Source organism: Ruegeria sp. CG3, from assembly GCF_056537205.1.
This window is the reverse complement of record NZ_JBQFRC010000001.1, coordinates 671,292-692,161: the sequence shown is the minus strand read 5'-3', so window position 1 is coordinate 692,161 and position 20,870 is coordinate 671,292. Positions and strand designations below refer to the sequence as shown.

Sequence of the window (20,870 nt, the reverse complement as noted above, 5' to 3'; positions counted from 1 at the left end):
CTTGAACATGTCGAGAATCGCAGTATTTTCGCGCGCTCATCGGAATTTGGGTTGGACATCGCGGGGCTTGTTCCCTAAACGCACGTCACACCACGAGAAAACGAAGAATGAAACCCGGCCTGCAGCGAATCTGCTGGCCCTTAGTAGACAAAGGTTGAGACCATGGCCGTCCAACAGAACAAAGTTTCCAAGTCGCGTCGCAACAACCGCCGCGCACACGACGCTCTGGTTGCTGCAAACCCGAACGAATGCGCGAACTGCGGCGAGCTGAAGCGCCCGCACCACGTTTGCGCAGCCTGCGGCCACTATGACGATCGTGAAGTCGTCGCTCAGGCCGACGACATCGACCTGGACGAAGACGCGGCCTAAGCCTGATTGAACGCAGGTTCTGGCATGACAGCGCAGCCCACGCAGACCGGAAAGATCATCATCTCGGTTGACGCAATGGGCGGGGATTCAGGTCCCGGCGTGGTCGTGGCTGGAATCGCGAAGTCAGCAAAGAAGAACCCCGAGATCGGATTTCTTCTGCACGGCCCGGAAGATGTGCTGAGCAAGCTTGTATCGAAACGGCGTGTCCTCGACGGACGCGTCGTTTTTCGTGATTGCCCGGACGTGGTCACGATGCAGGACAAGCCCAGCCAGGTCGTGCGCAGCGGCAAGAACACCTCGATGTGGTCGGCGCTGGAATCCGTGCGTCAGGGCAAGGCCCATGGTGCCGTGTCCTGCGGCAATACCGGCGCGCTGATGGCGCTGTCGATGATGCGACTGCGCAAACTGCCCGGGGTAAACCGCCCCGCCATCGCGATTCTGTGGCCATCCCGCAACCCTCAGGGCTTCAACGTCATGCTGGACGTGGGCGCGGATGTGCGGGCCGACGCCAAGGATCTGCTGCAGTTTGCACTGATGGGCGCTTCTTATGCGCGCAACGGCATGGAACTGACCCGCCCGCGTATCGGGCTGCTGAACGTTGGCACCGAAGAGCACAAAGGCCGCGCCGAACTCAAGGAAGCCCATGCCCTGATCACCGAATTCGCGGATCAGGCAAACTTTGATTTCGTGGGCTTCGTGGAAGGCAGCGACATTCCAGGCGACAAGGCGGATGTCATTGTTACGGATGGGTTTACCGGAAACGTCGCCATCAAGACCGGAGAAGGCACGGCCAGCCTGATCGGTGACCTGCTCCGCGAGGCCTTCAAGTATTCGCCCCTATCTCGCCTGGCCTCGGTTCTGGCCATCACCTCTCTGCAGCGATTGAAGAAACGCATCGACCCGCGCCGCGTCAACGGCGGGGTCTTTCTTGGCCTGAACGGCACTGTCATCAAATCCCACGGAGGCGCCGACGCCACCGGCGTGTCGGCCGCGATCAAGCTGGCTTTCACCCTGGCCAAGTCCGGCTTTGCGGAAAAATTGGCAGCACGGGTTGCATCCACGGCTGAGCTTGAACAAGATGCAGCGCAATCTGCGCTGCAGACCAAATAAGAACAAAGAAGGCAGTACCCCAGATGGCAGGCCGTTCAGTCGTTGTAGGTGTCGGGCATTACCTGCCCAAGCGGGTGGTTCCGAACTCCGAATTCGAAAAGACGCTTGATACGACCGATGAATGGATTCGCACCCGTTCCGGTATCGAACGTCGGCACTTTGCGGCCGAAGATGAAACCACGTCCGATCTGGCAACCTATGCGGCCAAAGCCGCTTTGCAGGACGCCGGCCTTACAGCTGATGACATTGACGCAATCGTACTGGCGACCTCGACCGCGGATCTGACGTTCCCGTCGGCCGCAACCATGGTTCAAGCCAATCTGGGCATGACCCGGGGGTTTGCCTTTGATGTTCAGGCCGTCTGCGCCGGTTTCGTGTTTGCGCTGAGCAACGCCAACGCCCTGATCCTTTCGGGTCAGGCCAAGCGGGTGCTGGTGATCGGCGCCGAAACTTTTTCGCGGATCATGGACTGGACCGACAGATCGACTTGCGTGTTGTTCGGGGATGGGGCCGGTGCTCTCGTGCTCGAGGCGCAGGACGGTGCCGGAACAAGCGATGATCGAGGTATCCTGTCCACGGATCTGCATTCGGATGGACGTTACAAGGACCTTCTGTACGTGGACGGCGGGGTGTCGACGCAATCGACGGGCCATCTTCGGATGCAGGGCAACCAGGTGTTCCGCCATGCGGTCGAAAAGCTCACCGCCACGGCCGAAACCGCCCTGGAACGCGCCGGACTGAACAGCCAGGACGTCGACTGGATCGTGCCGCATCAGGCCAATATCCGCATCATTCAGGGCACCGCAAAGAAGATGGGCCTGCCCATGAATCACGTTGTGGTGACCGTTCAGGACCACGGAAACACATCGGCCGCCTCGATTCCCCTGGCCCTGTCGGTGGGCAAGGAACGGGGCCAGATCAAGCAAGGTGATTTGATCGTGACCGAGGCGATTGGCGGCGGTTTGGCATGGGGCTCGGTGGTCCTGCGCTGGTAACCGGCGCAATCCGGCTTACACAGCCGCCCGCAATTCATTGATATTGACAGCGAATTTGCGCTACCCCTATGCTCGAAAATCAATAGGGGAAATGTCATGGGCGATAATACACTGACGCGAATGGATCTGAGCGAAGCCGTGTTTCGCGAAGTTGGGCTGTCACGCAACGAAAGTGCACAGCTTGTCGAAAGCATTCTGAACCACATGTCGGACGCGCTGGTGCGTGGCGAACAGGTCAAGATTTCGTCCTTCGGCACTTTCAGCGTTCGTGACAAATCAGCCCGTATTGGACGCAACCCGAAAACCGGTGAAGAGGTTCCGATCCAGCCGCGCCGCGTGCTGACTTTCCGCCCGTCGCATCTGATGAAGGATCGCGTCGCCGCCGGGAATCGCAAGTAAACCCGGGGCCAGGAGGATATGAGCAAGTCACCCGACGCGTTTCGCACCATCAGTGAAGTTGCGGATTGGCTCGGTGTTCAGGCCCATGTCCTGCGATTCTGGGAAAGCCGGTTTGCACAGGTCAAACCGGTTAAACGGGCTGGCGGTCGCCGTTACTACCGCCCCAACGACATGCGCCTGCTGGGCGGCATCAAGAAGCTGCTGCATGAGGACGGCATCACGATAAAAGGCGTTCAACGCATCCTGAGGGAACAGGGCGTGGCCCATGTGGCGGCGCTGTCACCAGACATCGATGTCAGCGCAGAATCACCACAGACGCCACAGGACGTGGTGGTGTCCTTTCCGCCCAAATCGACCAGTCAGCAAATCGACCTCGATCTTCAGGCCGACACTGATGGTCCCGGGTCGCCAGAGCCTCAGGAAACACCCAGTTCCCCAGACCCCGAGCCGGCGCCCGCGCCCACTGCGGTCAACGGGGACGACGGCATCAGCCCTGCCCCGCTGTTCGGCGGCATCGCCTCCAAAGCTTGGCAGACTACGGATTTTGACGCTGAGGCGCTGCGCCAGATCGCCCCGATCGCGAGGGACCTCAGGGCATGGCTCAGCCGGGTCGAAGGTCAAAAGGCGGGATAAGAAGAAAGGCAATGTTTTCCTCTTGCCCCTGCCGGGAAAATCATTATGAACAGCCCAACGTCGGGCTATGGCGCAGCCTGGTAGCGCGTCCGTCTGGGGGACGGAAGGTCGCAGGTTCGAGTCCTGCTAGCCCGACCAAATCACACCGACGTTTATGGCAGACAGGCCAGATCCCGCTCTGGCACCAGGGGGGATCGGAATGACAGGTGTATGCCCGAACCAGCAAATCGAGGCGATGATCGCGCGCGGTGAGATCTCCGCCGAGCCGGCCATTCTGCCCGCTCAGATCCAGCCCGCCAGCCTTGATCTTCGTTTGGGAACAGTTGCTTACCGCGTCCGTGCGTCATTTCTGGCGGGCGAAAGCCGTTCGGTGTCCGAACGGCTGGCCGAGTTCGAAATGCACCGGATCGACATCACCGACGGCGCCGTTCTCGAAAAAGGTTGCGTCTACCTTGTGCCCCTGATGGAAGCGTTGTCCCTGCCCGGTGACGTGACCGCTGTCGCCAACGCCAAAAGCTCGACCGGGCGTCTGGACCTTCTGACCCGTACCATCACCGACGGCGGAACCGAGTTCGACCGGGTGCCCGCAGGCTATTCTGGGCCCCTCTACGCCGAAATCTGCCCGCGGTCCTTTTCTGTTCTGGTGCGTCCGGGGATGCGGCTGAACCAGATCCGTTTCCGGCAAGGCCAGGCGGTTTTGTCCGATGCGGACCTGACCGCTCTGCATGCGGAATCACCATTGGTCGATGGTCCGGCCGTCATTCAGGACGGTCTGGGGTTTTCGGTCGACCTGCGCCTGCCCAACACTGACCTTGTTGGCTATCGCGCGAAACCGCATACCGGCGTGATCGACCTTGACCGGATCGGCGAATACGACCCACAGGAATACTGGGAAGAGGTGCGTACCAAGGACGGGCGGATCATTCTGGATCCGGGCGCATTCTATATCCTGGTCAGCCGAGAGGCGGTTCACATCCCACCGATGTACGCGGCCGAAATGGCGCCCTATCTGGCGATGGTGGGCGAATTCCGGGTGCACTACGCGGGCTTTTTCGATCCGGGCTTCGGTCATGCCGAAGCCGGAGGCGCCGGGTCACGTGGAGTTCTGGAAGTTCGCTGTCACGAAGCGCCCTTCGTACTGGAGCATGGACAGGTCGTCGGGCGGCTGGTCTATGAGCGTATGGCCGAGATGCCGACACAGCTGTACGGCGCAGGAATTGCTTCGAACTATCAGGGCCAAGGCCTGAAATTGTCGAAGCATTTCAAGTCCGCACAGTAAACCTCAGAACCGCATGAACCGCCGCATCTGGCGGGTCAGCTGCTTGGCCTGTTTCATGCTGGGACTCTGTCCGCCCGCACTTTGCGCCATGCGCCGGTCGGTCTGAGGACCGCGCGGCTGGCTCTGTTGGCCCGACTTGCGGGTCGCACGATCGGCAAGGTCAAAACCTTTGTCGACACCGCGCGTGACCAGCCTGCGCATGACTTGCCGAACGATCATGTCGATGATGCGGTTTGCGTTCATTTCGGTCTCCGTTCCTCTGCGCCGAACCTAACGGCGATATGCGCCGACAAAAGGGCGACGCAATCAATCTTCCTCGAACAGTTCGGACTGATCTTCGTCACCCGTTTCATCTTCGTTGGCCTCGCCGATCGGCATCGCCCCCGGCGGTGGCCGGTTTTCCAGCAAGCCAGCAGCGCGCAGTTCCTTAAGGCCCGGCAAGTCACGCGCGCTTTCCAGACCGAAATGGTCCAGGAACTGAGGCGTTACGACAAATGTCACCGGACGGCCCGGCGTCATGCGGCGACGGCCCAGCCGAATCCACTCCATCTCCAGCAACTGGTCGATGGTGCCCCGCGACACGGACACGCCGCGGATTTCTTCGATCTCGGCGCGGGTGCAGGGCTGATGATAGGCCACGATCGCCAGGGTCTCGATGGCGGCGCGGCTCAGCTTGCGGGTCTCGACCGTTTCCTTCTGCATCAGGAAGCCCAGATCGGGGGCCGTGCGGATGGCCCACGCCTCGCCCACTTTGACCACGCGGACCCCGCGCCCTTCATAACGTTTCTGCAGCAGTTCCAGCGCTTGCGCGGCGTCGCAGCCATGCGGCATCCGCGCCTCAAGATCGGCCACTGTCACCGGCTCAGCGCTGGCGAACATTACCGCCTCGACCATACGCTCCTGCTCAGCCAGCGGAGGCGCTTCGAACAGGGTGCCGGTGCCGTCGTCTTCGGGGGCGTCAGTCACGTTTGTCAGTCCTTCTGCGCAGTTGGATCGGAGCAAAGGTTTCGCTTTGCTTGATCTCCATATGTCCTTCCTTGACCAGTTCCAGCGAGGCCGCAAACGTCGCCGCCGTGGCCGAGCGCCGCCGCACCGGGTCAATGTCCCATCCGTCGGGCAGGTAAGTTTCCATGTCGGTCCAGGTTCCGGCAAATCCGATCAGCGGGCGCATCCGTTCCAGCGCCTGTTCCATCGTAAAAACGGCGTCGCGGTCCATCACGAAGGGCCGGAACTCGTCTCGGGTGCGGATGCGGGCATAGCCCTGCATCAAGTCCAGCAAGGTGGCGGAATAGGTGACCGTGCGGATGCGGGTGACATCCTCGCCCTGCCCGCGCCTGAAGAAATCGCGCCCCAGCTGGTCGCGCGCCATCAGGCGGGCGGCCGCGTCGCGCATCGCCTGCAAGCGTTCCAGCTGAAAGGCCAGGTGCGCGGCCAGTTCTTCGCCCGTCGGCCCCTCTTCATCGGGGTCGGGCGGCAGCAGCAGGCGCGATTTCAGAAAGGCCAGCCACGCGGCCATCACCAAGTAGTCGGCGGCCAGTTCGATCCGGAGGGCGCGGGCCCGTTCGACAAAGGCCAGATATTGCTGCGCCAGCGCCAGAACCGAGATCTTGCGCAGATCGACCTTTTGCGTCCGCGACAGGGTCAGCAGAACGTCCAGCGGGCCTTCAAACCCGTCGACGTCCACGATCAGCGCCTCGGCGGCCAGCCGATCGGCGACCGAAACCGGGTCTTCGCTGAAAAGGTTATCCGTCATATACCTGCCCGCCCATCAGACGGGATAGTTCCGTCTCGGCGGCACGGATGTCAAGTTCCTCGGGCGATTGCCGCTGTGCCAGCGCCTTGTCTGCGCGGGCTTGTGCCGCCACGGACATCTCGCCCGCAGCTTCCATGACCGCCGCCCTGTCGGCAAGCGAGCCGTTGCAGTGCAGCACAACATCGCATCCTGCGGCCAGCGCCTGACGTGACAGGTCGGCCAAAGACCCGCTGAGCGCCTTCATCGAGATGTCGTCGGTCATGATCAGGCCATCAAACCCGATCTGATCTCGGATCACAGCCATCATCTGCGGAGAGATCGTTGCCGGTCGTTCATCGAGCTGCTCAAAGACCAAATGGGCTGTCATGCCCATCGGCAGGTCGTTCAAGGCGCGAAACGGGGCAAAATCGGTCTGCAACAGATCGACCAACGGCGCATTGACGTGTGGCAGATCGAAATGGCTGTCCAAGGTCGCCCGCCCGTGGCCGGGAATATGCTTGACGATGGGCAACACGCCACCGTCCAAATGACCCTGCGCAACGGCCCGGCCGATTTTTGCGACCGTAGCAGCATCGCCACCGTAGCACCGGTTGCGCAAAAACGCGTGGGTGTCTGGACGCGCCAGATCCACCATCGGTGCGCAGTTGCTGTCGATCCCCATGGAATACAGTTCATGCGCGATCAGGCGGTACCGCAGGTACATGGCCCGCTCGGCATGGTCGCCGGCACGTTCCGCATGATCCAATGGGGGCATCCATTGCCGGGCAAGTGGCGCGCGCAAACGTTGGACCCGTCCGCCTTCTTGATCGATGGTGATCGGACAGTTTCGGCCGACAGCCTCGCGAAAGTCGCCACACAAGGCACGGACCTGATCCGCGGTTTCGATGTTGCGGGCAAACAGAATGAACCCGAACGGGTTCATTTGGCGAAACAAGGCCTTTTCTTCGGGTGTCAATCGCAGCCCGGCCGCATCCGTGATCGTGGCGCCAAACCTCACCGCACGGCAACCGGGATACAGTCAGCGTCCTGTGCGACAAGGGCGGCGCAGAACTGGCGCGAGTCGCTCAGGTCATCGAACCCCAGGACCCGCAGACGGTAAAACGTGCGGCCTCCGCTTGAGGTTTTCTGGATAACCCTCTGCTTTCCATCCATATATTCGCCAAACCGACGATACAGCCTGTCCCATTCGGCCTGCGCGACCTCGGGGCTTTCAAACGCACCCAGCTGCGCCAGCCGGGTACCCTTGGTCAAGGTGTTCGGGTCGACATCCAACCCTACAGCAGCCTTGACCGCGGCGTTGATCGCGTCTTCGTTGACCGCAGGGCGCACAGCGGAAGCCGCGCGCGCCGGGCGGCGGATCGGACGCAGGGACCGGCGCACGCCCGGCAGGGCCGCGATTTCGGGATCCGGCAACTGAGCGGCGAGATCGGCCGGATCAATGGCTGGCTCGTCATCGGCCAAGTTCAGGGATGCAAGCTGCACACCCGCTTCGGTCTGCGGTGTCTCAACGGCAGGCGCGCCGGACAGTTCGGCCACCACGGCGTCAACTGCGCCTTGACGCAGTTCGGCCGCTTCCTGGTTCGAGATTTCTTGTTCGACAACATGCACGGCAGGGGTCGGCTTCAGCTCACCCATCGCCACGTCTTCATCCGTCAGAGAAACGGGGCGCGGCGCAAGGATCAGCCGGTCGGCCGGAGGCGCGGCGGTCCCGACCGCCGCAACGGCATTGACCGCAAGTCCCTGGTGATCGGCGGGGGTGCCGCCCGGAGTTTCCGGCTGCACCCGCATCGGCCCCTCGGCCGCGCGTACGACCGGTACGCCGCTCACATCGCGCATGACCAGCTTGTACCCCCAGATCGCGACACCGGCGACAAGCGCCAGAGACGCGGCAGCGCCCAGCAGGTTGACCACCCGCCCAAGGCCCGCTCCAGCCGGCGCACCCTCAGCCTGATCCATCATATCGTCGGGATATTCATACCCATCTTCGGGGTGGAACTGATTCGAGTAATGCGCGTGCTCGGGGCTGGTCTGCCCCGAGAAATCGTAACTGGTCATATCCGCCTCACTGCCCGTTTCGCGCCTGAAATTGGGGCGCGCGGGTCATTTCTTGCCTACCTCGGGCCGGCGGTTCGGGCAGTGTTGGTTACCGCATCTCCTGCGCCGGCGTGACACCAAGAATACCCAAGCCTGCTGAAATCACAACAGAAACGGCCCGGGCCAGCGCGATTTTTGCCTGGCTTGTTGCCGCGTCACCATCTTGCAGGAAGCGCAGCGACAATTCTTCGTTGCCCTTGTTCCACAACGCATGAAAATCCCCTGCAAGTTCATATAGATAGAAGGCAACCCGATGTGGTTCATTGGTACGCGCAGCGATCTCGACCAGCCGTGGCCATTCGGCCAGCTTTTTGGCAACAACCAACTCAGCCGCGTGGTCGATCTTGCTCAGATCGGCAGCTTTGAGGGTCGCGTCGTCCGCGGCAATGCCCGCTTCGGCGGCACGGCGCAGCACGCTCATGACCCGGGCATGGGCGTATTGCACGTAGAACACGGGGTTCTCGCGGCTTTGCTCAAGCACCTTGTCGAAATCGAAGTCCAGCGGCGCATCGTTCTTGCGGGTCAGCATCACGAACCGGGTTACGTCCGGGCCAACCTGGTCGACCACATCACGCAGCGTGACGAAATTGCCGGCCCGCTTGGACATCTTGAACGGCTCACCGTTTTTCCACAGTTTCACCAACTGGGTCAGCTTGATGTCCAGCGGCACCTTGCCGTCTGACAGGGCCGAAACGGCGGCCTTCATCCGCTTGACGTAACCACCGTGATCTGCGCCGAATACGTCGATCAGAGCGTCAAATCCGCGGCTCACCTTGTCGTAGTGATAAGCGATGTCCGGAGCAAAATAGGTCCAGCTGCCGTCGGATTTCTTGACAGGGCGATCCACATCGTCGCCATGCGCGGTGGACTTGAACAGGGTCTGCTCGCGCGGCTCCCAGTCTTCGGGGGTTTTGCCCTTGGGCGGCTCAAGAACGCCTTCATAGATAAGACCCTTGTCGCTGAGCGACTTCAGTGCGGCCTCAATCTTGCCGGTTCCGTACAGCGACTTCTCCGAGAAGAACACGTCCATCTCGACGCCCAGCGCCTTCAGATCGGCGCGGATCAGATCCATCATCGCATCGGTTGCGAAAACGCGGACCTCGGCCAGCCATTCGCTTTCAGGCTTGTCCAGCAAGCTGTCGCCGTATTTTTCCTTCAGCGCCTCACCGATCGGGATCAGGTAGTCGCCCGGGTAAAGGCCTTCGGCGATCTCCGGGCTCAGGCCGTTGGCCTCGCGGTACCGCTCGAACGCGGACCGGGCCAATACATCCACCTGCGCACCGCCATCGTTGATGTAGTATTCACGGGTCACGTCGTGGCCGGAATAGGCCAACAGGCTGGCCAGCGCGTCGCCGAACACCGCGCCACGCGTGTGGCCCACATGCAGCGGTCCCGTGGGGTTGGCCGAGACGTATTCCACGTTCACCTTCAACCCCTGCCCCATGGTCGAGCGACCATAGTCCGTGCCCTGTTCCAACACCGCACCCAGAACGCCCTGCCAGACCGACGGAGCGAGCCGCAGGTTGAGAAAGCCCGGACCTGCAACCTCGGCACTCGTGATCCGCTCATCGGCGGCCAGTTTCGCGGCCAGCGCATCGGCAATGTCACGCGGCTTCATCTTGGCCGGCTTGGCCAACACCATCGCGGCATTGGTCGCCATGTCTCCATGGGCGGCGTCGCGCGGGGGTTCGACCGCAACGTTGTCAAAGCTCAGCCCCTCGGGCAGCGCGCCTTCGGACTGCATCTGCGTCAGCGCGTCCAGAACAAGGCCGCGGATCTCGGAGAACAGGTTCATTTCGGATGTCCTTTTGCTTGCGCAGCGGTTTACCACGCAAGGCGGCAAGGTCAATGCGGGCAAGCGGTCCAAACCAGCATTCGCAGCATGCAGCCCTAAACCTGCGGGGGCTGCGTGCCGGTCAGGCGGGCATGATCCTGCAAGGCAAACCGATCGGTCATGCCCGCAATATAGTCTGATACGATCCGGGCCAGCGCGGTCTCGTCCGGCGCCGCTTCGATATCCGAATGCCAATGCCGAGGCATCTGGCGCGGGTCGCTCAGATAGATCGGGAACAACTCCTCGACTACGCGACTGACCTTGGCGCGCACCTCCATGACGCTGGGCGCCCGGTACATGCGGGTGAACAGAAACGCCCGGATATCGTTGAGCTGCGCCCAAAGATCATCCGAGAAGCGGATGACAGGAGCCCCGAGGTGACGAACATCTTCGACTGTTTGCGCGCCCGATCTCTCCAAAACCTCGCGCGAGGTGTCGATTACATCCGAAACCATCACGCCGAACACCCGCCTCAGCGCCTCGTGACGACGCCGGTAGAAATCCAACCCGGGATACTTGCGATCCACCTCGGCATAACACTCCCGGACAATCGGCAATTGGGCGATCTCGTCGTCGGTAAAAAGTCCGGCCCGCAGGCCGTCGAACAGGTCATGATTGTTGTAGGCGATGTCGTCGGACAGTGCCGCAACCTGCGCCTCTGCGCTGGCATGGGTGTGCAGTTCAAGGTCAAAATCGGCATTGCACTCGGCCAGCGCCCAGGGCAGCTCGCCCGTAACCGGGCCGTTGTGCTTGGCGATGCCCTCAAGGCATTCCCATGTCAGGTTGCACCCGTCGAAATCCGCGTAATGCTGTTCCAGCTTGGTGACGATGCGGATCGCCTGGGCGTTGTGGTCGAAGCCCCCGTAGGGCGCCATCAGCGCATGCAGAGCGTCCTCGCCGGTATGGCCAAACGGCGTGTGGCCCAGATCATGCGCCAGGGCCACGGCCTCGGTCAGTTCGGGGTTCAGCCCCAATGCCCCCGAGATCGTGCGCGCGACCTGCGCCACCTCGATCGAATGGGTCAGGCGCGTGCGATAGCTGTCGCCCTCATGCTCGACAAAAACCTGTGTCTTGTGCTTAAGACGTCGGAACGCGCTGGCGTGTATGATCCTGTCCCGGTCCCGCTGAAAGCACGACCGGAAACTGCTTTCTTCCTCTGGCACCAGCCGCCCGCGCGCCCGGCCCGGATCGGCAGCAAATCCTGCTCGCTCCAATGGTCTTGTCCTTGTCGCCTGTCTCCGGGGTTTCTATATTGTAGACCAACGAGGAAATAAACCTTTGGAGCATGGCATGAATCTGCCTCCGAGAGTCACAGAACGCGCCTTCGAGAGGCTTGCCGAGATCGGCGCCGCCGACAACGGCAAGGCCCTGCGCATCGCCGTTGAAGGCGGAGGGTGTTCAGGCTTTCAGTACGAAATCGCATTGGACGAGCCCAAGGACGATGATCTGGTACTGGAAGGCAAAGGCCAGAAGGTTGTCGTCGACGAAATATCTTTGCCGTTCCTGGAAAATGCGACGATTGATTTCACTCAGGAACTGATCGGCGCCCGGTTCGTGATCGACAACCCCAACGCAACCTCTTCCTGTGGGTGCGGCACGTCTTTTTCGATGTGATCAATCGTGGGGGCGTTGCGCCCCCGTCCTCTGAATATCTCTATGATCTGCAGGAGCGCCCGCTGTCCCGCGATCAGGCCTTAGGGCGCGGTTGACCGATTTTGGTCCCGCGCCCACTGGGCCAGTTCGTCATCGCGTCATCCGTCCCCAAACGCCCCCGGTGCCCGCGGCAGGCCTGACTGACACCTTGTGATGGCCTCCGTTCTGGGCGATAGGTTTCGGCAGAGCTTCGGAGGGACCGGGATGAAAATCGCAACATTCAACATCAACGGCATCAAGGCGCGGGCCGAGGCTCTGCCCCGCTGGTTGGACGAAGCCCAGCCCGATGTGGTCCTGCTGCAGGAAATCAAATCCGTCGACGAAAACTTTCCCCGCGAGATCTTTGAGGAACGCGGCTACAACGTCGAAACCCATGGCCAGAAAAGCTTCAACGGCGTGGCGATACTTTCGAAATATCCGCTGGAAGACGTCTCGCGCGGGCTGCCCGGGGATGAAGAGGACGAGCAGGCGCGATGGATCGAGGCAACCGTCATCGGCAAGCGGGCGCTGCGGATTTGCGGGCTTTATCTTCCCAACGGGAACCCTGCTCCGGGGCCGAAATTCGACTACAAGCTTGCGTGGATGGAGCGGCTGTACGAGCGCGCCCGTGATCTTCTAGCCACGGAAGAGCCGGCCCTCATGGCCGGGGACTACAACATCATTCCGCAAGCCGAGGACGCGAAACGCCCGGAGGCCTGGCGCGAAGACGCCCTGTTTCGGCCGGAAAGCCGCGCGGCGTTTCGCAAGGTGCTGAACCTTGGCTTCACCGAAGCGTTCCGCGCGCGGACACAAGGCCCGGGCCACTATTCGTTCTGGGATTATCAGGCCGGCGCGTGGAACCGGAATGACGGCATTCGCATTGACCATTTCCTTCTGACACCACAAGCGGCGGACCTGATGCGCGATTGCCAGATCGACGCCGCAGTGCGCGGACATGAAAAACCGTCCGATCACGTCCCTGTCTGGGTGGACCTCGACATCTGACCCGTCAGGCCGTCGGATCGTAGTCGTAGATCCAGTCGTATCGACGCGTCAGGCGAGGACCAATCAGGGCCAAGGCCGCCTGCGCCGCCAGTCGTGCGGGACCGCGCAAATGAAAGTTCCGCGCGTTGGCACCGGCAGCTGCGACCACCTTGCGCGCGCGGGGTTTCCTCGTGCTTTCATAGGCTTCGAGTGCGCGGCGGACACCCGACTGTTCGTCAAAAGATCGGGCCAGGATCCAAGCATCCTCAAGCGCGAGGCACGCCCCTTGAGCCATAAACGGCAATGTGGGATGCGCGGCGTCCCCCAGAAGGACAACGCGACCATTCTGCCATTTCTGTGCCACCGGGCGCAGAAACAAAGCCCACAGATGGACATCCTGCACCTGCGCAAGCGCGGCGCCGGCCGGACCGCCGAAATCGGAAAAACGCGCCCGCAGGTCCTCGGGGTCACCGCGCAGGCGCCAGTCCTCTTCCCGCCAGTCGGACCGCTCTTCTACCGCCACGATGTTCAACATGGACTGCTTTCGCAGCGGATAGGTCACGACATGACGCCCGGGGCCCATCGTCAGCGATGCCATGGGCTCGGCTTCGTGGTTGATCCAGGGCACCGTTGCCCGCCAGGCCACCTGATGCGTGAACGCGGGCGCTTCGGTTCCGTTCAGGATGGGCCGGATACCGCTGCGCCCGCCATCCGCTGCAACGGCGAATTCCGCGCGTAGCCGGGTGCCATCCTGCAGCGCAATCTCGGCGTCGGCTGGATGCTTCCGAACATTGGAGACGCGGGCATTCAGCCTGATCGACACCCCTGCGCGCTCGGCCGCCATTTGCAACGTTTCCAGAAGATCAGCACGGTGGAAATACCACGTGGGTCCGGCCGAGGGTGCCGGAAGACGGCTGACGACGCGGCCCCGCCGATAATCGCGCAGAACAGTGCCGTGAGAGAGTTGTGCGACCCGACCGGGATCATCCACAACACCCAGCGCACGCAGGACCGCCATGCCGTTGGCGCTGATTTGCAGGCCGGCCCCGACCTCGGTCAAGGCCTCGGCCTGCTCGAGCACGGTCACCCGTGCACCGCGTTGCTGCAAGGCCAGCGCAGCGGCCATTCCGCCGATCCCGCCGCCGATGACACAGATTTGCAAACCGTCGATCTTCATGGCACCGGCCTAACGCAAAAAGGCCGGAGCCACAGGCCCCGGCGCATGTCTCTTTTGAAAGAACCCAGCGATCAATCGTCGCGGTGAACTTTTTCGCGACGCTCGTGACGCTCTTGCGCTTCCAGCGTCATGGTCGCGATCGGACGCGCATCCAGACGCTTGAGCGAGATCGGGTCGCCGGTTTTTTCGCAGTAACCGTATTCGCCCTCGTCGATCCGGCGCAGAGCCGCGTCGATCTTGGCAACCAGTTTGCGCTGACGGTCCCGGGTGCGCAGCTCCAGCGCACGGTCGGTTTCCTCGCTGGCGCGGTCTGCAACGTCGGGAATGTTACGGGTGCTGTCCTGCAGCCCCTCGATCGTGTCCCGGCTGCCTGCCAAAAGTTCGTGTTTCCAGTTCAGCAGCTTGCGGCGGAAATACTCAAGCTGGCGTTCATTCATGAAAGGTTCATCTTCGGCCGGACGATAGTCCTCCGGCAGAAAAACTTCCTGCTTCATATTGGCTCCCTCGGTATGGCCAGAAACGTCTTTTGCGGTCGTGTCGCCTGACATTTGGCACCCCCTTCTGCGCAGCGTTTAACTGACGGGACGGGGAATGTCACTATCCAAACGCAACCCCGACGCGCCGTTATGAGAACCGGTATAAATATGAGACTTTGGGCACCAAATCGTTGCCATTCTGTGAAAGCGAAAGGACCATTTTGCGGCAGAACACCCGCGAGCGGATGATGGAATCGGTGCGATTCGTCCCTCGCGCCGGTCGTTGGCAGCCCGCGACGCTGCGGCCCGGCTTGTCATTCGGCCCCGCCCTAGGTAACCCGGTTCCCGTCTCCTGTTGCTGCGACCATCATACGAGGGCCCCATGACCGCACGTTTCAAAGGCACAGCCGAATACGTTGCCACCGACGACCTGACCATTGCCGTAAACGCAGCCGTCACGCTGGAACGACCGCTGCTGGTCAAGGGTGAACCTGGCACGGGCAAAACCGAACTGGCCAAACAGGTCGCCGGCGCACTGGGTCTCAGGATGATCGAGTGGAACGTCAAGTCGACCACCCGCGCGCAGCAGGGTCTTTACGAATATGACGCCGTCAGCCGTCTGCGCGACAGCCAGCTGGGCGACGAACGTGTGCACGACGTGTCGAACTATATCCGCAAAGGCAAGCTGTGGCAGGCCTTCGACGCCGATGAAAAGGTCGTGCTGCTGATCGACGAGATCGACAAAGCCGATATCGAGTTCCCCAACGACCTGCTGCAGGAGCTCGACAAGATGGAGTTCCATGTCTACGAGACCGGCGAAACGATCCGGGCCAAACACCGCCCAATCGTGATCATCACCTCGAACAATGAAAAGGAACTGCCAGACGCTTTCCTGCGCCGATGTTTCTTCCACTACATCCGCTTCCCCGACGAGGCTACGATGCGTCGCATCGTCGAAGTGCATCACCCCGGCATCAAAGAGGCGTTGCTGACCACCGCCCTGACCCAGTTCTACGAAATTCGCGAGACGCAGGGGCTGAAGAAAAAACCCTCGACCTCCGAGGTGCTGGACTGGCTCAAGCTGCTCCTGGCTGAGGATCTGGATGCCGAGGACCTGAAACGCGACGGGGTAAATGCCCTGCCCAAGCTGCACGGAGCACTGCTGAAGAACGAGCAGGACGTGCATCTGTTCGAACGGCTGGCCTTCATGGCGCGCGCCAAGCGCTGAAGCCCGCCCATTCATGAATACTTGGTGATCACGGCTTGCCTTGCGGCAAGCCTGATGCCAGCATTGCTGCAACAAAGATCAAAGAACACGACACCGAGCACGCTGAAGAGCAGGACCGCCCGAATTGACCCAAGCGCCGCGCATTCGCCCCCTCAAGCCCGAAGACCGGCCGAGCTGGGACTTGTTGTGGCGGGCATATCTTGAATTCTACGAAACGGTCTTGCCCGACGAGGTCTACGACAGCACGTTTGCGCGCCTGCTGGGGGATGATCCGCAGGACTTTTCATGCCTTGTGGCCGAGTTGGACGGCGAATTGATCGGGCTGACCCACTTCCTGTTTCACCGCCATGCCTGGAAGATCGAAAACGTCTGTTATCTGCAGGATCTCTATGCCAGCCCGCATGTACGCGGCACCGGTGTCGGTCGGGCGTTGATCGAGGCCGTCTATGCCGAAGCCGATCGAAAAAGCGCGCCCGATGTCTATTGGTTGACGCAAGAGTTCAACCATACGGCGCGCCAGCTTTATGACCGCGTCGGCCAACTGACGCCTTTCCTCAAGTATCGGCGTCCATGAAACGTCTTGCTGGCATATTTCTTGGCTTTGTCCTTGCCGGCTGCAGTTCGGTCGACCGGATTGAGCTGCCCGATGAAATCAAAGTGACCGAGGCCGCGGCACCGGTGACTCAGGCTTTCGGCACGCCACGTCCTTTCCCGCCGGCCCGGTCGAATACGAACATCGCGGCGGATTTCGTGGACCTGCATTTCTCGCTGGAAAGCGGCACTGCCCTGCCCGTGTTCACGCGGTTCGAGGGTCCGATCACAGTTCGGCTGACGGGCGCCCCTGCCCCCACGATGCAATCCGACCTGACGCGTCTGCTGACCAGACTGCAGCGCGAAGCCCGGATCGACATCCGCCAGGTCAACGATGGGCAGGCCAACATCACGATCGAAGCAGTGACCCAGCGCCAGATCCAGCGGCTGCTGCCGCAGGCCGCGTGTTTCGTCGTGCCCAACGCGTCCAGCCTCGAGGAATACAATCGCGACAAGCGCAAGACCAAAAGCAGTTGGCGCGCACTGCGCAGCCGCGAGCGATTGGCGATCTTCATTCCCAACGATGTCAGCCCCCAGGAAATGCGGGATTGCCTTCACGAAGAACTTGCACAGGCGATCGGGCCTCTGAACGACATGTACCGCCTGCCGGATTCGGTCTTCAACGACGATAATTTCCACACTGTCCTGACCGGGTTCGACATGCTGATCCTGCGCGCAACCTATGTGCCGGAGCTTCAGACCGGCATGACCCGGGAACAGGTGGCGCAGGTCATACCCGGGGTCATCGCCCGCCTGAACCCGCGCGGCGCCAATCTGCCCGTCCAGCCAATCTCGGAGACCCCGCGTGAATGGATCGACGCCGTGCAACTGGCGGTCGGCAAGGGCCGGGCCTCGCCGCGGCAAATGCGGGCCATCGACCGCGCGATGCGGATCGGCCGAGAGCAAGGTTGGACCGATCACCGCCGGGCGTACCCCCATTATCTGAAGGCCCGTTTGGGTGAATTCGACGCCCCCGAGGAAGCGCAGCGCGAATATGCCATCGCTCTGCAATACCTGCGCGCGACCCCCGGAACCGAGCTTCAGCGCGCGCATATCTCGGTTCAGACGGCGGCCTATGCCCTGACCCAAGGGCGCGGCCCCGCAGCCCTGCAGGACCTCGACCGGGCCATCGCGACGATGACGCGGGCCGAAAACGCCTCGATGTTGGCGACGCTGCTGCTGCTGAAGGCCGAGGCCCTAAAGCAGGCCGGCAAACCCGAACAGGCACGCTCCGTCAGACTGGACAGTCTGGGGTGGGCGCGCTACGGGTTTGGCTCGGAATTGGTGGTCAGCTCGTTGATGCAGGACGTCGCGCTGGGGGCCCCGTAACATCGCAAAAGGCGGATGACGAACACATGCTAGTGGTTGTGGGAATGGCGGTCCTGGGGGCGGCTCTGGGCGCGCTGACGGCACGAAAACGCAAAGGCAGCGGCGCGGATATCGCCCAGTATGCGGCCGGCTACGGCATTGCATTTGCATTGGCGGGACTGGCCATTTCGCTTGTTCTGGTGCGGGTGATAGGCTGAGCCGATGTTCATCCCCTTTTTCGAAAACCTCAGAAAAGCAGGCATCCCCGTCTCGTTGCGGGAATACCTGACTTTTCTGGAGGGGATGAAAAAGGGGCTGGCCACCTACGACATCGAGGCGTTCTACTACCTCGCCCGTGTCTCGATGGTGAAGGACGAGCGCAACATCGACAAGTTCGATCGCGCCTTTGCCGCCAGCTTCGAAGGGCTGTCCGAGATCACCTTCGATCAGGTGCTCGAGGCCGTGGACATCCCGGCCGAGTGGCTGGCCAAGATGGCCGAGAAGCACCTGTCAGACGAGGAAAAGGCTGAGATCGAAGCGCTTGGCGGTTTCGACAAGCTGATGGAGACGCTGCGCGAGCGGCTGAAGGATCAGCAAGGCCGCCACCAGGGCGGCAACAAGTGGATCGGAACGGCGGGCACCTCGCCCTTCGGCGCTTACGGCTACAATCCCGAGGGCGTGCGCATCGGCCAGAAGGAAAGCCGCCACCAGCGTGCGGTCAAGGTCTGGGATAAGCGCGAGTTCCGCAATCTGGACGACACGGTCGAACTTGGCACCCGCAACATCAAGGTCGCGCTGAAACGCCTGCGCCGCTGGGCCCGTGAGGGCGCCGCCGAAGAACTGGACCTCGACGGCACCATCCGCGCCACGGCCGAGCACGGATACCTGGACGTCAAGACCCGGCCCGAACGGCACAATGCGGTCAAGGTGCTGCTGTTTCTCGATGTGGGCGGCTCGATGGACCCGCATATCAAGGTGGTCGAGGAATTGTTCTCGGCCGCGCGGTCCGAGTTCAAGCACCTGGAATATTTCTATTTCCACAACTGCCTGTACGAAGGCGTCTGGCGCGACAATCGCCGCCGGTGGGATGCGCAGACCCCCACGCATGAGGTGCTGCGGACCTACGGCCCCGACTACAAGTGCATCTTCGTGGGTGATGCGTCGATGTCGCCTTACGAGATCGCCTATCCCGGCGGCGCCAACGAGCACTGGAACGCCGAGGCCGGGCAGGTCTGGCTGCAGCGCGCGCGCGAACAGTGGACGTCGAACCTGTGGATCAACCCGGTGCCCGAGAAATACTGGGAATACACCCATTCCATCGGCATGATCCGCGAGATCTTCGAAGACCGGATGGTGCCGATGACGCTGGCCGGGCTGGAACGCGGCATGCGCGAGCTGACGCGATAGCGCCAGCCCGGCTTTGCTTTTATCCGGCGATTGCCTGAATTCCCAGGAACAGCAGACCTGACAGCAGGGCCGCCGCGGGCACGGTGATCACCCAGGCCGCGATGATCGTCAGGAAATGCGACCGGCGCACCAGCTTGCGGCGGCGGCGCTCTTCGGGGGCCAACACCGGGCGTTCCGGCACAGCGCCGCGCGCCTTGATCAGGCGCCGCTCGGCGTCCCATTCCCGGAAGAACCCGACACCGAACACTGCGCCCACGGCGATGTGGGTCGAACTGACCGGCAGGCCAAGCCAGCTGGCCACGATCACGGTGATCGCCGCCGACAGCGCCACACAATAGGCGCGCATCGGGTTCAGCTTGGTGATCTGGCTGCCGACCACCCGGATCAGCTTGGGCCCGAACAAGAACAGACCGAACGAAATGCCGAAGGCGCCGATGATCATGACCCAGGGCGGAATGTTCACCGCATGGGTGAAATCACCCACCGCCGAAGCCTGAACGATGGCGGCCAGAGGTCCGACGGCATTTGCCACGTCATTGGCCCCATGCGCAAAGCTGAGCAGCGCCGCCGAAATGATCAGCGGGATGCCGAACAGGATCTTCAGCGACTTGTTGCGGTTCTCCAGCCCTTCGGCCTGACGGCGAATGACAGGAATCGTCGCCATCCAGATCAGCACTCCGCTGACCAGACCGATCACCAGGGCCGTCTGCAGGTTGATCTTGAACAGATGTTTCAGGCCTTTCAGCGCAAGGTACGAGGCAAACGCCCCGGCCATGATGCCGACCAGAACTGGAACCCATTTGCGCGCAGCGGCGATCTTGTCGTCCTGGTAGATGATCCGCGCCTTGATGAACCACAGGAATCCGGCAGCGATGATGCCGCCCAGAAGCGGCGAGATGACCCAGCTTGCAGCGATCTGGCTCATCTTGACCCAGCTGACCGCGCCGAACCCCGCCGCCGCGATCCCTGCCCCCATGACGCCCCCCACGACCGAATGCGTGGTCGAGACCGGAGCGCCAACCCAGGTGGCCAGGTTGATCCAAAGCGCAGCAGACAACAGCGCGGCCATCATGGCCCAGATGAAGACGGTTGCCGTTCCCATGCTTTCGGTATTGATGATGCCCTTGGCGATGGTCGAGACCACGTCTCCACCCGCGATCAGGGCGCCGGCGCTTTCGAAAACTGCGGCAATCGCGATGGCGCCGCCCATGGTCAGGGTGTTCGCGCCCACCGCCGGGGCCATGTTGTTGGCCACATCGTTCGCCCCGATGTTGAGCGCCATGTAGGCTCCGAACATGGCCGCAATCACGACGATCATCGTGTTGCTGGCCTGTCCGAACAACAAAGCAGCCGTGATCCCGGCGATCACGATGAACACGAAGGCGATGCCCGATCCGACGAACGGCCGCCCGACCTGCGCCGTTGCAACCTCGAGGCGGGAAAACCGCCGCAGGTCACGATCCAGTGTTTCAAGGTGCCGGGCTTCTAAATCATTGTTGGCCATTTGTCCCTCTTGCAAAGCGCGCGCTCGCACAGCGTGCGCCGTGCCCTAGAAGGCTTTTGCCTTCATTTCAACCTTTGAAATATGGAAACTGCGATCT

23 protein-coding genes and 1 tRNA gene are annotated in these 20,870 nt (G+C 61.9%); 14 read left to right on the top strand and 10 right to left on the bottom strand.

Annotated elements, in window-relative coordinates:
* Positions 1-162: 162 nt before the first annotated feature.
* From rpmF to ACR0NB_RS03430, 7 genes are all read left to right on the top strand, one after another.
* On the top strand, positions 163-369 hold the full coding sequence (gene rpmF, locus ACR0NB_RS03460; protein WP_093962313.1) for a 50S ribosomal protein L32: 207 nt from the start codon (positions 163-165) through the stop codon (positions 367-369).
* 24 nt (positions 370-393) lie between these two features.
* Positions 394-1,479, top strand: a complete 1,086-nt coding sequence (gene plsX / locus ACR0NB_RS03455) for a phosphate acyltransferase PlsX (protein ID WP_480774942.1) — start codon at positions 394-396, stop codon at positions 1,477-1,479.
* Between the two features lie 23 nt (positions 1,480-1,502).
* Positions 1,503-2,474 (top strand): beta-ketoacyl-ACP synthase III, encoded by a 972-nt coding sequence (locus ACR0NB_RS03450; RefSeq protein ID WP_480774941.1) that lies wholly within the window; start codon positions 1,503-1,505, stop codon positions 2,472-2,474.
* 96 nt (positions 2,475-2,570) lie between these two features.
* Complete coding sequence (gene ihfA, locus ACR0NB_RS03445; RefSeq protein ID WP_093962316.1) at positions 2,571-2,873, top strand: integration host factor subunit alpha; 303 nt, start codon at positions 2,571-2,573, stop codon at positions 2,871-2,873.
* Positions 2,874-2,891: 18 nt separating this feature from the next.
* Positions 2,892-3,506 carry a MerR family transcriptional regulator gene (locus ACR0NB_RS03440; protein WP_480774940.1) on the top strand — a complete coding sequence of 205 codons (615 nt, stop codon included), beginning with the start codon at positions 2,892-2,894 and terminating at the stop codon, positions 3,504-3,506.
* Positions 3,507-3,567: 61 nt separating this feature from the next.
* Positions 3,568-3,644 (top strand) — tRNA-Pro (locus ACR0NB_RS03435).
* 61 nt (positions 3,645-3,705) lie between these two features.
* Positions 3,706-4,785 carry a 2'-deoxycytidine 5'-triphosphate deaminase gene (locus ACR0NB_RS03430; RefSeq protein ID WP_170390378.1) on the top strand — a complete coding sequence of 360 codons (1,080 nt, stop codon included), beginning with the start codon at positions 3,706-3,708 and terminating at the stop codon, positions 4,783-4,785.
* 3 nt (positions 4,786-4,788) lie between these two features.
* Here ACR0NB_RS03430 and ACR0NB_RS03425 read toward each other — a convergent pair whose 3' ends face one another.
* The 7 genes from ACR0NB_RS03425 to ACR0NB_RS03395 all read right to left on the bottom strand — a co-directional run bounded on the left by ACR0NB_RS03425 (position 4,789) and on the right by ACR0NB_RS03395 (position 11,680).
* Positions 4,789-5,028 carry a hypothetical protein gene (locus ACR0NB_RS03425; RefSeq protein ID WP_170587063.1) on the bottom strand — a complete coding sequence of 80 codons (240 nt, stop codon included), beginning with the start codon at positions 5,026-5,028 and terminating at the stop codon, positions 4,789-4,791.
* Positions 5,029-5,091: 63 nt separating this feature from the next.
* A complete protein-coding gene (scpB, locus tag ACR0NB_RS03420; protein ID WP_170370616.1) occupies positions 5,092-5,751 on the bottom strand; it encodes an SMC-Scp complex subunit ScpB in 660 nt (219 codons plus the stop codon).
* Positions 5,744-6,538 (bottom strand): segregation and condensation protein A, encoded by a 795-nt coding sequence (locus ACR0NB_RS03415; RefSeq protein ID WP_480774939.1) that lies wholly within the window; start codon positions 6,536-6,538, stop codon positions 5,744-5,746. The genes scpB and ACR0NB_RS03415 overlap by 8 nt, the downstream gene beginning before the upstream one ends.
* On the bottom strand, positions 6,528-7,535 hold the full coding sequence (gene nagZ, locus ACR0NB_RS03410; protein WP_170390379.1) for a beta-N-acetylhexosaminidase: 1,008 nt from the start codon (positions 7,533-7,535) through the stop codon (positions 6,528-6,530). The genes ACR0NB_RS03415 and nagZ overlap by 11 nt, the downstream gene beginning before the upstream one ends.
* On the bottom strand, positions 7,532-8,593 hold the full coding sequence (locus ACR0NB_RS03405; protein ID WP_480774938.1) for an SPOR domain-containing protein: 1,062 nt from the start codon (positions 8,591-8,593) through the stop codon (positions 7,532-7,534). The genes nagZ and ACR0NB_RS03405 overlap by 4 nt, the downstream gene beginning before the upstream one ends.
* Positions 8,594-8,681: 88 nt before the next feature.
* Entirely contained in the window at positions 8,682-10,427 is a 1,746-nt protein-coding gene (argS, locus tag ACR0NB_RS03400; RefSeq protein ID WP_480774937.1) for an arginine--tRNA ligase, read from the bottom strand.
* Positions 10,428-10,522: 95 nt separating this feature from the next.
* On the bottom strand, positions 10,523-11,680 hold the full coding sequence (locus tag ACR0NB_RS03395; RefSeq protein WP_170338720.1) for a deoxyguanosinetriphosphate triphosphohydrolase: 1,158 nt from the start codon (positions 11,678-11,680) through the stop codon (positions 10,523-10,525).
* 76 nt (positions 11,681-11,756) lie between these two features.
* On the opposite strand from ACR0NB_RS03395, the gene ACR0NB_RS03390 reads away from it, so the two are divergent.
* Entirely contained in the window at positions 11,757-12,080 is a 324-nt protein-coding gene (locus ACR0NB_RS03390; RefSeq protein ID WP_093962326.1) for a HesB/IscA family protein, read from the top strand.
* A 243-nt stretch (positions 12,081-12,323) separates the two neighbouring features.
* Positions 12,324-13,103: an exodeoxyribonuclease III gene (gene xth, locus ACR0NB_RS03385; RefSeq protein WP_170338208.1), complete on the top strand. Its 780-nt coding sequence runs from the start codon at positions 12,324-12,326 to the stop codon at positions 13,101-13,103.
* A gap of 4 nt (positions 13,104-13,107) precedes the next feature.
* Here the strand turns inward: xth and ACR0NB_RS03380 are convergent, their stop codons facing one another.
* Both ACR0NB_RS03380 and dksA read right to left on the bottom strand, forming a co-directional pair.
* On the bottom strand, positions 13,108-14,259 hold the full coding sequence (locus ACR0NB_RS03380; RefSeq protein ID WP_480774936.1) for an FAD-dependent oxidoreductase: 1,152 nt from the start codon (positions 14,257-14,259) through the stop codon (positions 13,108-13,110).
* A 71-nt stretch (positions 14,260-14,330) separates the two neighbouring features.
* A complete protein-coding gene (dksA, locus tag ACR0NB_RS03375) occupies positions 14,331-14,753 on the bottom strand; it encodes an RNA polymerase-binding protein DksA (protein ID WP_170358872.1) in 423 nt (140 codons plus the stop codon).
* Positions 14,754-15,117: 364 nt separating this feature from the next.
* Between dksA and ACR0NB_RS03370 the strand changes: the two genes are divergently transcribed.
* From ACR0NB_RS03370 to ACR0NB_RS03350, 5 genes are all read left to right on the top strand, one after another.
* On the top strand, positions 15,118-15,963 hold the full coding sequence (locus ACR0NB_RS03370) for an AAA family ATPase (RefSeq protein WP_093962329.1): 846 nt from the start codon (positions 15,118-15,120) through the stop codon (positions 15,961-15,963).
* Between the two features lie 124 nt (positions 15,964-16,087).
* Positions 16,088-16,537 (top strand): GNAT family N-acetyltransferase, encoded by a 450-nt coding sequence (locus ACR0NB_RS03365; RefSeq protein WP_480774935.1) that lies wholly within the window; start codon positions 16,088-16,090, stop codon positions 16,535-16,537.
* Complete coding sequence (locus tag ACR0NB_RS03360; RefSeq protein WP_480774934.1) at positions 16,534-17,883, top strand: DUF2927 domain-containing protein; 1,350 nt, start codon at positions 16,534-16,536, stop codon at positions 17,881-17,883. The genes ACR0NB_RS03365 and ACR0NB_RS03360 overlap by 4 nt, the downstream gene beginning before the upstream one ends.
* A gap of 26 nt (positions 17,884-17,909) precedes the next feature.
* A complete protein-coding gene (locus ACR0NB_RS03355) occupies positions 17,910-18,080 on the top strand; it encodes a hypothetical protein (RefSeq protein ID WP_170338198.1) in 171 nt (56 codons plus the stop codon).
* A 4-nt stretch (positions 18,081-18,084) separates the two neighbouring features.
* Positions 18,085-19,269 (top strand): vWA domain-containing protein, encoded by a 1,185-nt coding sequence (locus ACR0NB_RS03350; protein ID WP_170432190.1) that lies wholly within the window; start codon positions 18,085-18,087, stop codon positions 19,267-19,269.
* A 19-nt stretch (positions 19,270-19,288) separates the two neighbouring features.
* On the opposite strand, the gene ACR0NB_RS03345 is transcribed toward ACR0NB_RS03350, so the two are convergent.
* On the bottom strand, positions 19,289-20,773 hold the full coding sequence (locus tag ACR0NB_RS03345; protein ID WP_480774933.1) for an inorganic phosphate transporter: 1,485 nt from the start codon (positions 20,771-20,773) through the stop codon (positions 19,289-19,291).
* Positions 20,774-20,870 lie beyond the last annotated feature (97 nt).

What these genes read in the sequence shown, in the direction of transcription:
- rpmF (WP_093962313.1), top strand. Translation starts at nt 163, where the DNA reads ATGGCCGTCCAACAGAACAAAGTTTCCAAGTCGCGTCGCAACAACCGC.
- plsX (WP_480774942.1), top strand. Translation starts at nt 394, where the DNA reads ATGACAGCGCAGCCCACGCAGACCGGAAAGATCATCATCTCGGTTGAC.
- ACR0NB_RS03450 (WP_480774941.1), top strand. Translation starts at nt 1,503, where the DNA reads ATGGCAGGCCGTTCAGTCGTTGTAGGTGTCGGGCATTACCTGCCCAAG.
- ihfA (WP_093962316.1), top strand. Translation starts at nt 2,571, where the DNA reads ATGGGCGATAATACACTGACGCGAATGGATCTGAGCGAAGCCGTGTTT.
- ACR0NB_RS03440 (WP_480774940.1), top strand. Translation starts at nt 2,892, where the DNA reads ATGAGCAAGTCACCCGACGCGTTTCGCACCATCAGTGAAGTTGCGGAT.
- ACR0NB_RS03430 (WP_170390378.1), top strand. Translation starts at nt 3,706, where the DNA reads ATGACAGGTGTATGCCCGAACCAGCAAATCGAGGCGATGATCGCGCGC.
- ACR0NB_RS03425 (WP_170587063.1), bottom strand. Translation starts at nt 5,028, where the DNA reads ATGAACGCAAACCGCATCATCGACATGATCGTTCGGCAAGTCATGCGC.
- ACR0NB_RS03415 (WP_480774939.1), bottom strand. Translation starts at nt 6,538, where the DNA reads ATGACGGATAACCTTTTCAGCGAAGACCCGGTTTCGGTCGCCGATCGG.
- ACR0NB_RS03405 (WP_480774938.1), bottom strand. Translation starts at nt 8,593, where the DNA reads ATGACCAGTTACGATTTCTCGGGGCAGACCAGCCCCGAGCACGCGCAT.
- argS (WP_480774937.1), bottom strand. Translation starts at nt 10,427, where the DNA reads ATGAACCTGTTCTCCGAGATCCGCGGCCTTGTTCTGGACGCGCTGACG.
- ACR0NB_RS03390 (WP_093962326.1), top strand. Translation starts at nt 11,757, where the DNA reads ATGAATCTGCCTCCGAGAGTCACAGAACGCGCCTTCGAGAGGCTTGCC.
- xth (WP_170338208.1), top strand. Translation starts at nt 12,324, where the DNA reads ATGAAAATCGCAACATTCAACATCAACGGCATCAAGGCGCGGGCCGAG.
- ACR0NB_RS03380 (WP_480774936.1), bottom strand. Translation starts at nt 14,259, where the DNA reads ATGAAGATCGACGGTTTGCAAATCTGTGTCATCGGCGGCGGGATCGGC.
- dksA (WP_170358872.1), bottom strand. Translation starts at nt 14,753, where the DNA reads ATGAAGCAGGAAGTTTTTCTGCCGGAGGACTATCGTCCGGCCGAAGAT.
- ACR0NB_RS03370 (WP_093962329.1), top strand. Translation starts at nt 15,118, where the DNA reads ATGACCGCACGTTTCAAAGGCACAGCCGAATACGTTGCCACCGACGAC.
- ACR0NB_RS03360 (WP_480774934.1), top strand. Translation starts at nt 16,534, where the DNA reads ATGAAACGTCTTGCTGGCATATTTCTTGGCTTTGTCCTTGCCGGCTGC.
- ACR0NB_RS03355 (WP_170338198.1), top strand. Translation starts at nt 17,910, where the DNA reads ATGCTAGTGGTTGTGGGAATGGCGGTCCTGGGGGCGGCTCTGGGCGCG.
- ACR0NB_RS03350 (WP_170432190.1), top strand. Translation starts at nt 18,085, where the DNA reads ATGTTCATCCCCTTTTTCGAAAACCTCAGAAAAGCAGGCATCCCCGTC.
- ACR0NB_RS03345 (WP_480774933.1), bottom strand. Translation starts at nt 20,773, where the DNA reads ATGGCCAACAATGATTTAGAAGCCCGGCACCTTGAAACACTGGATCGT.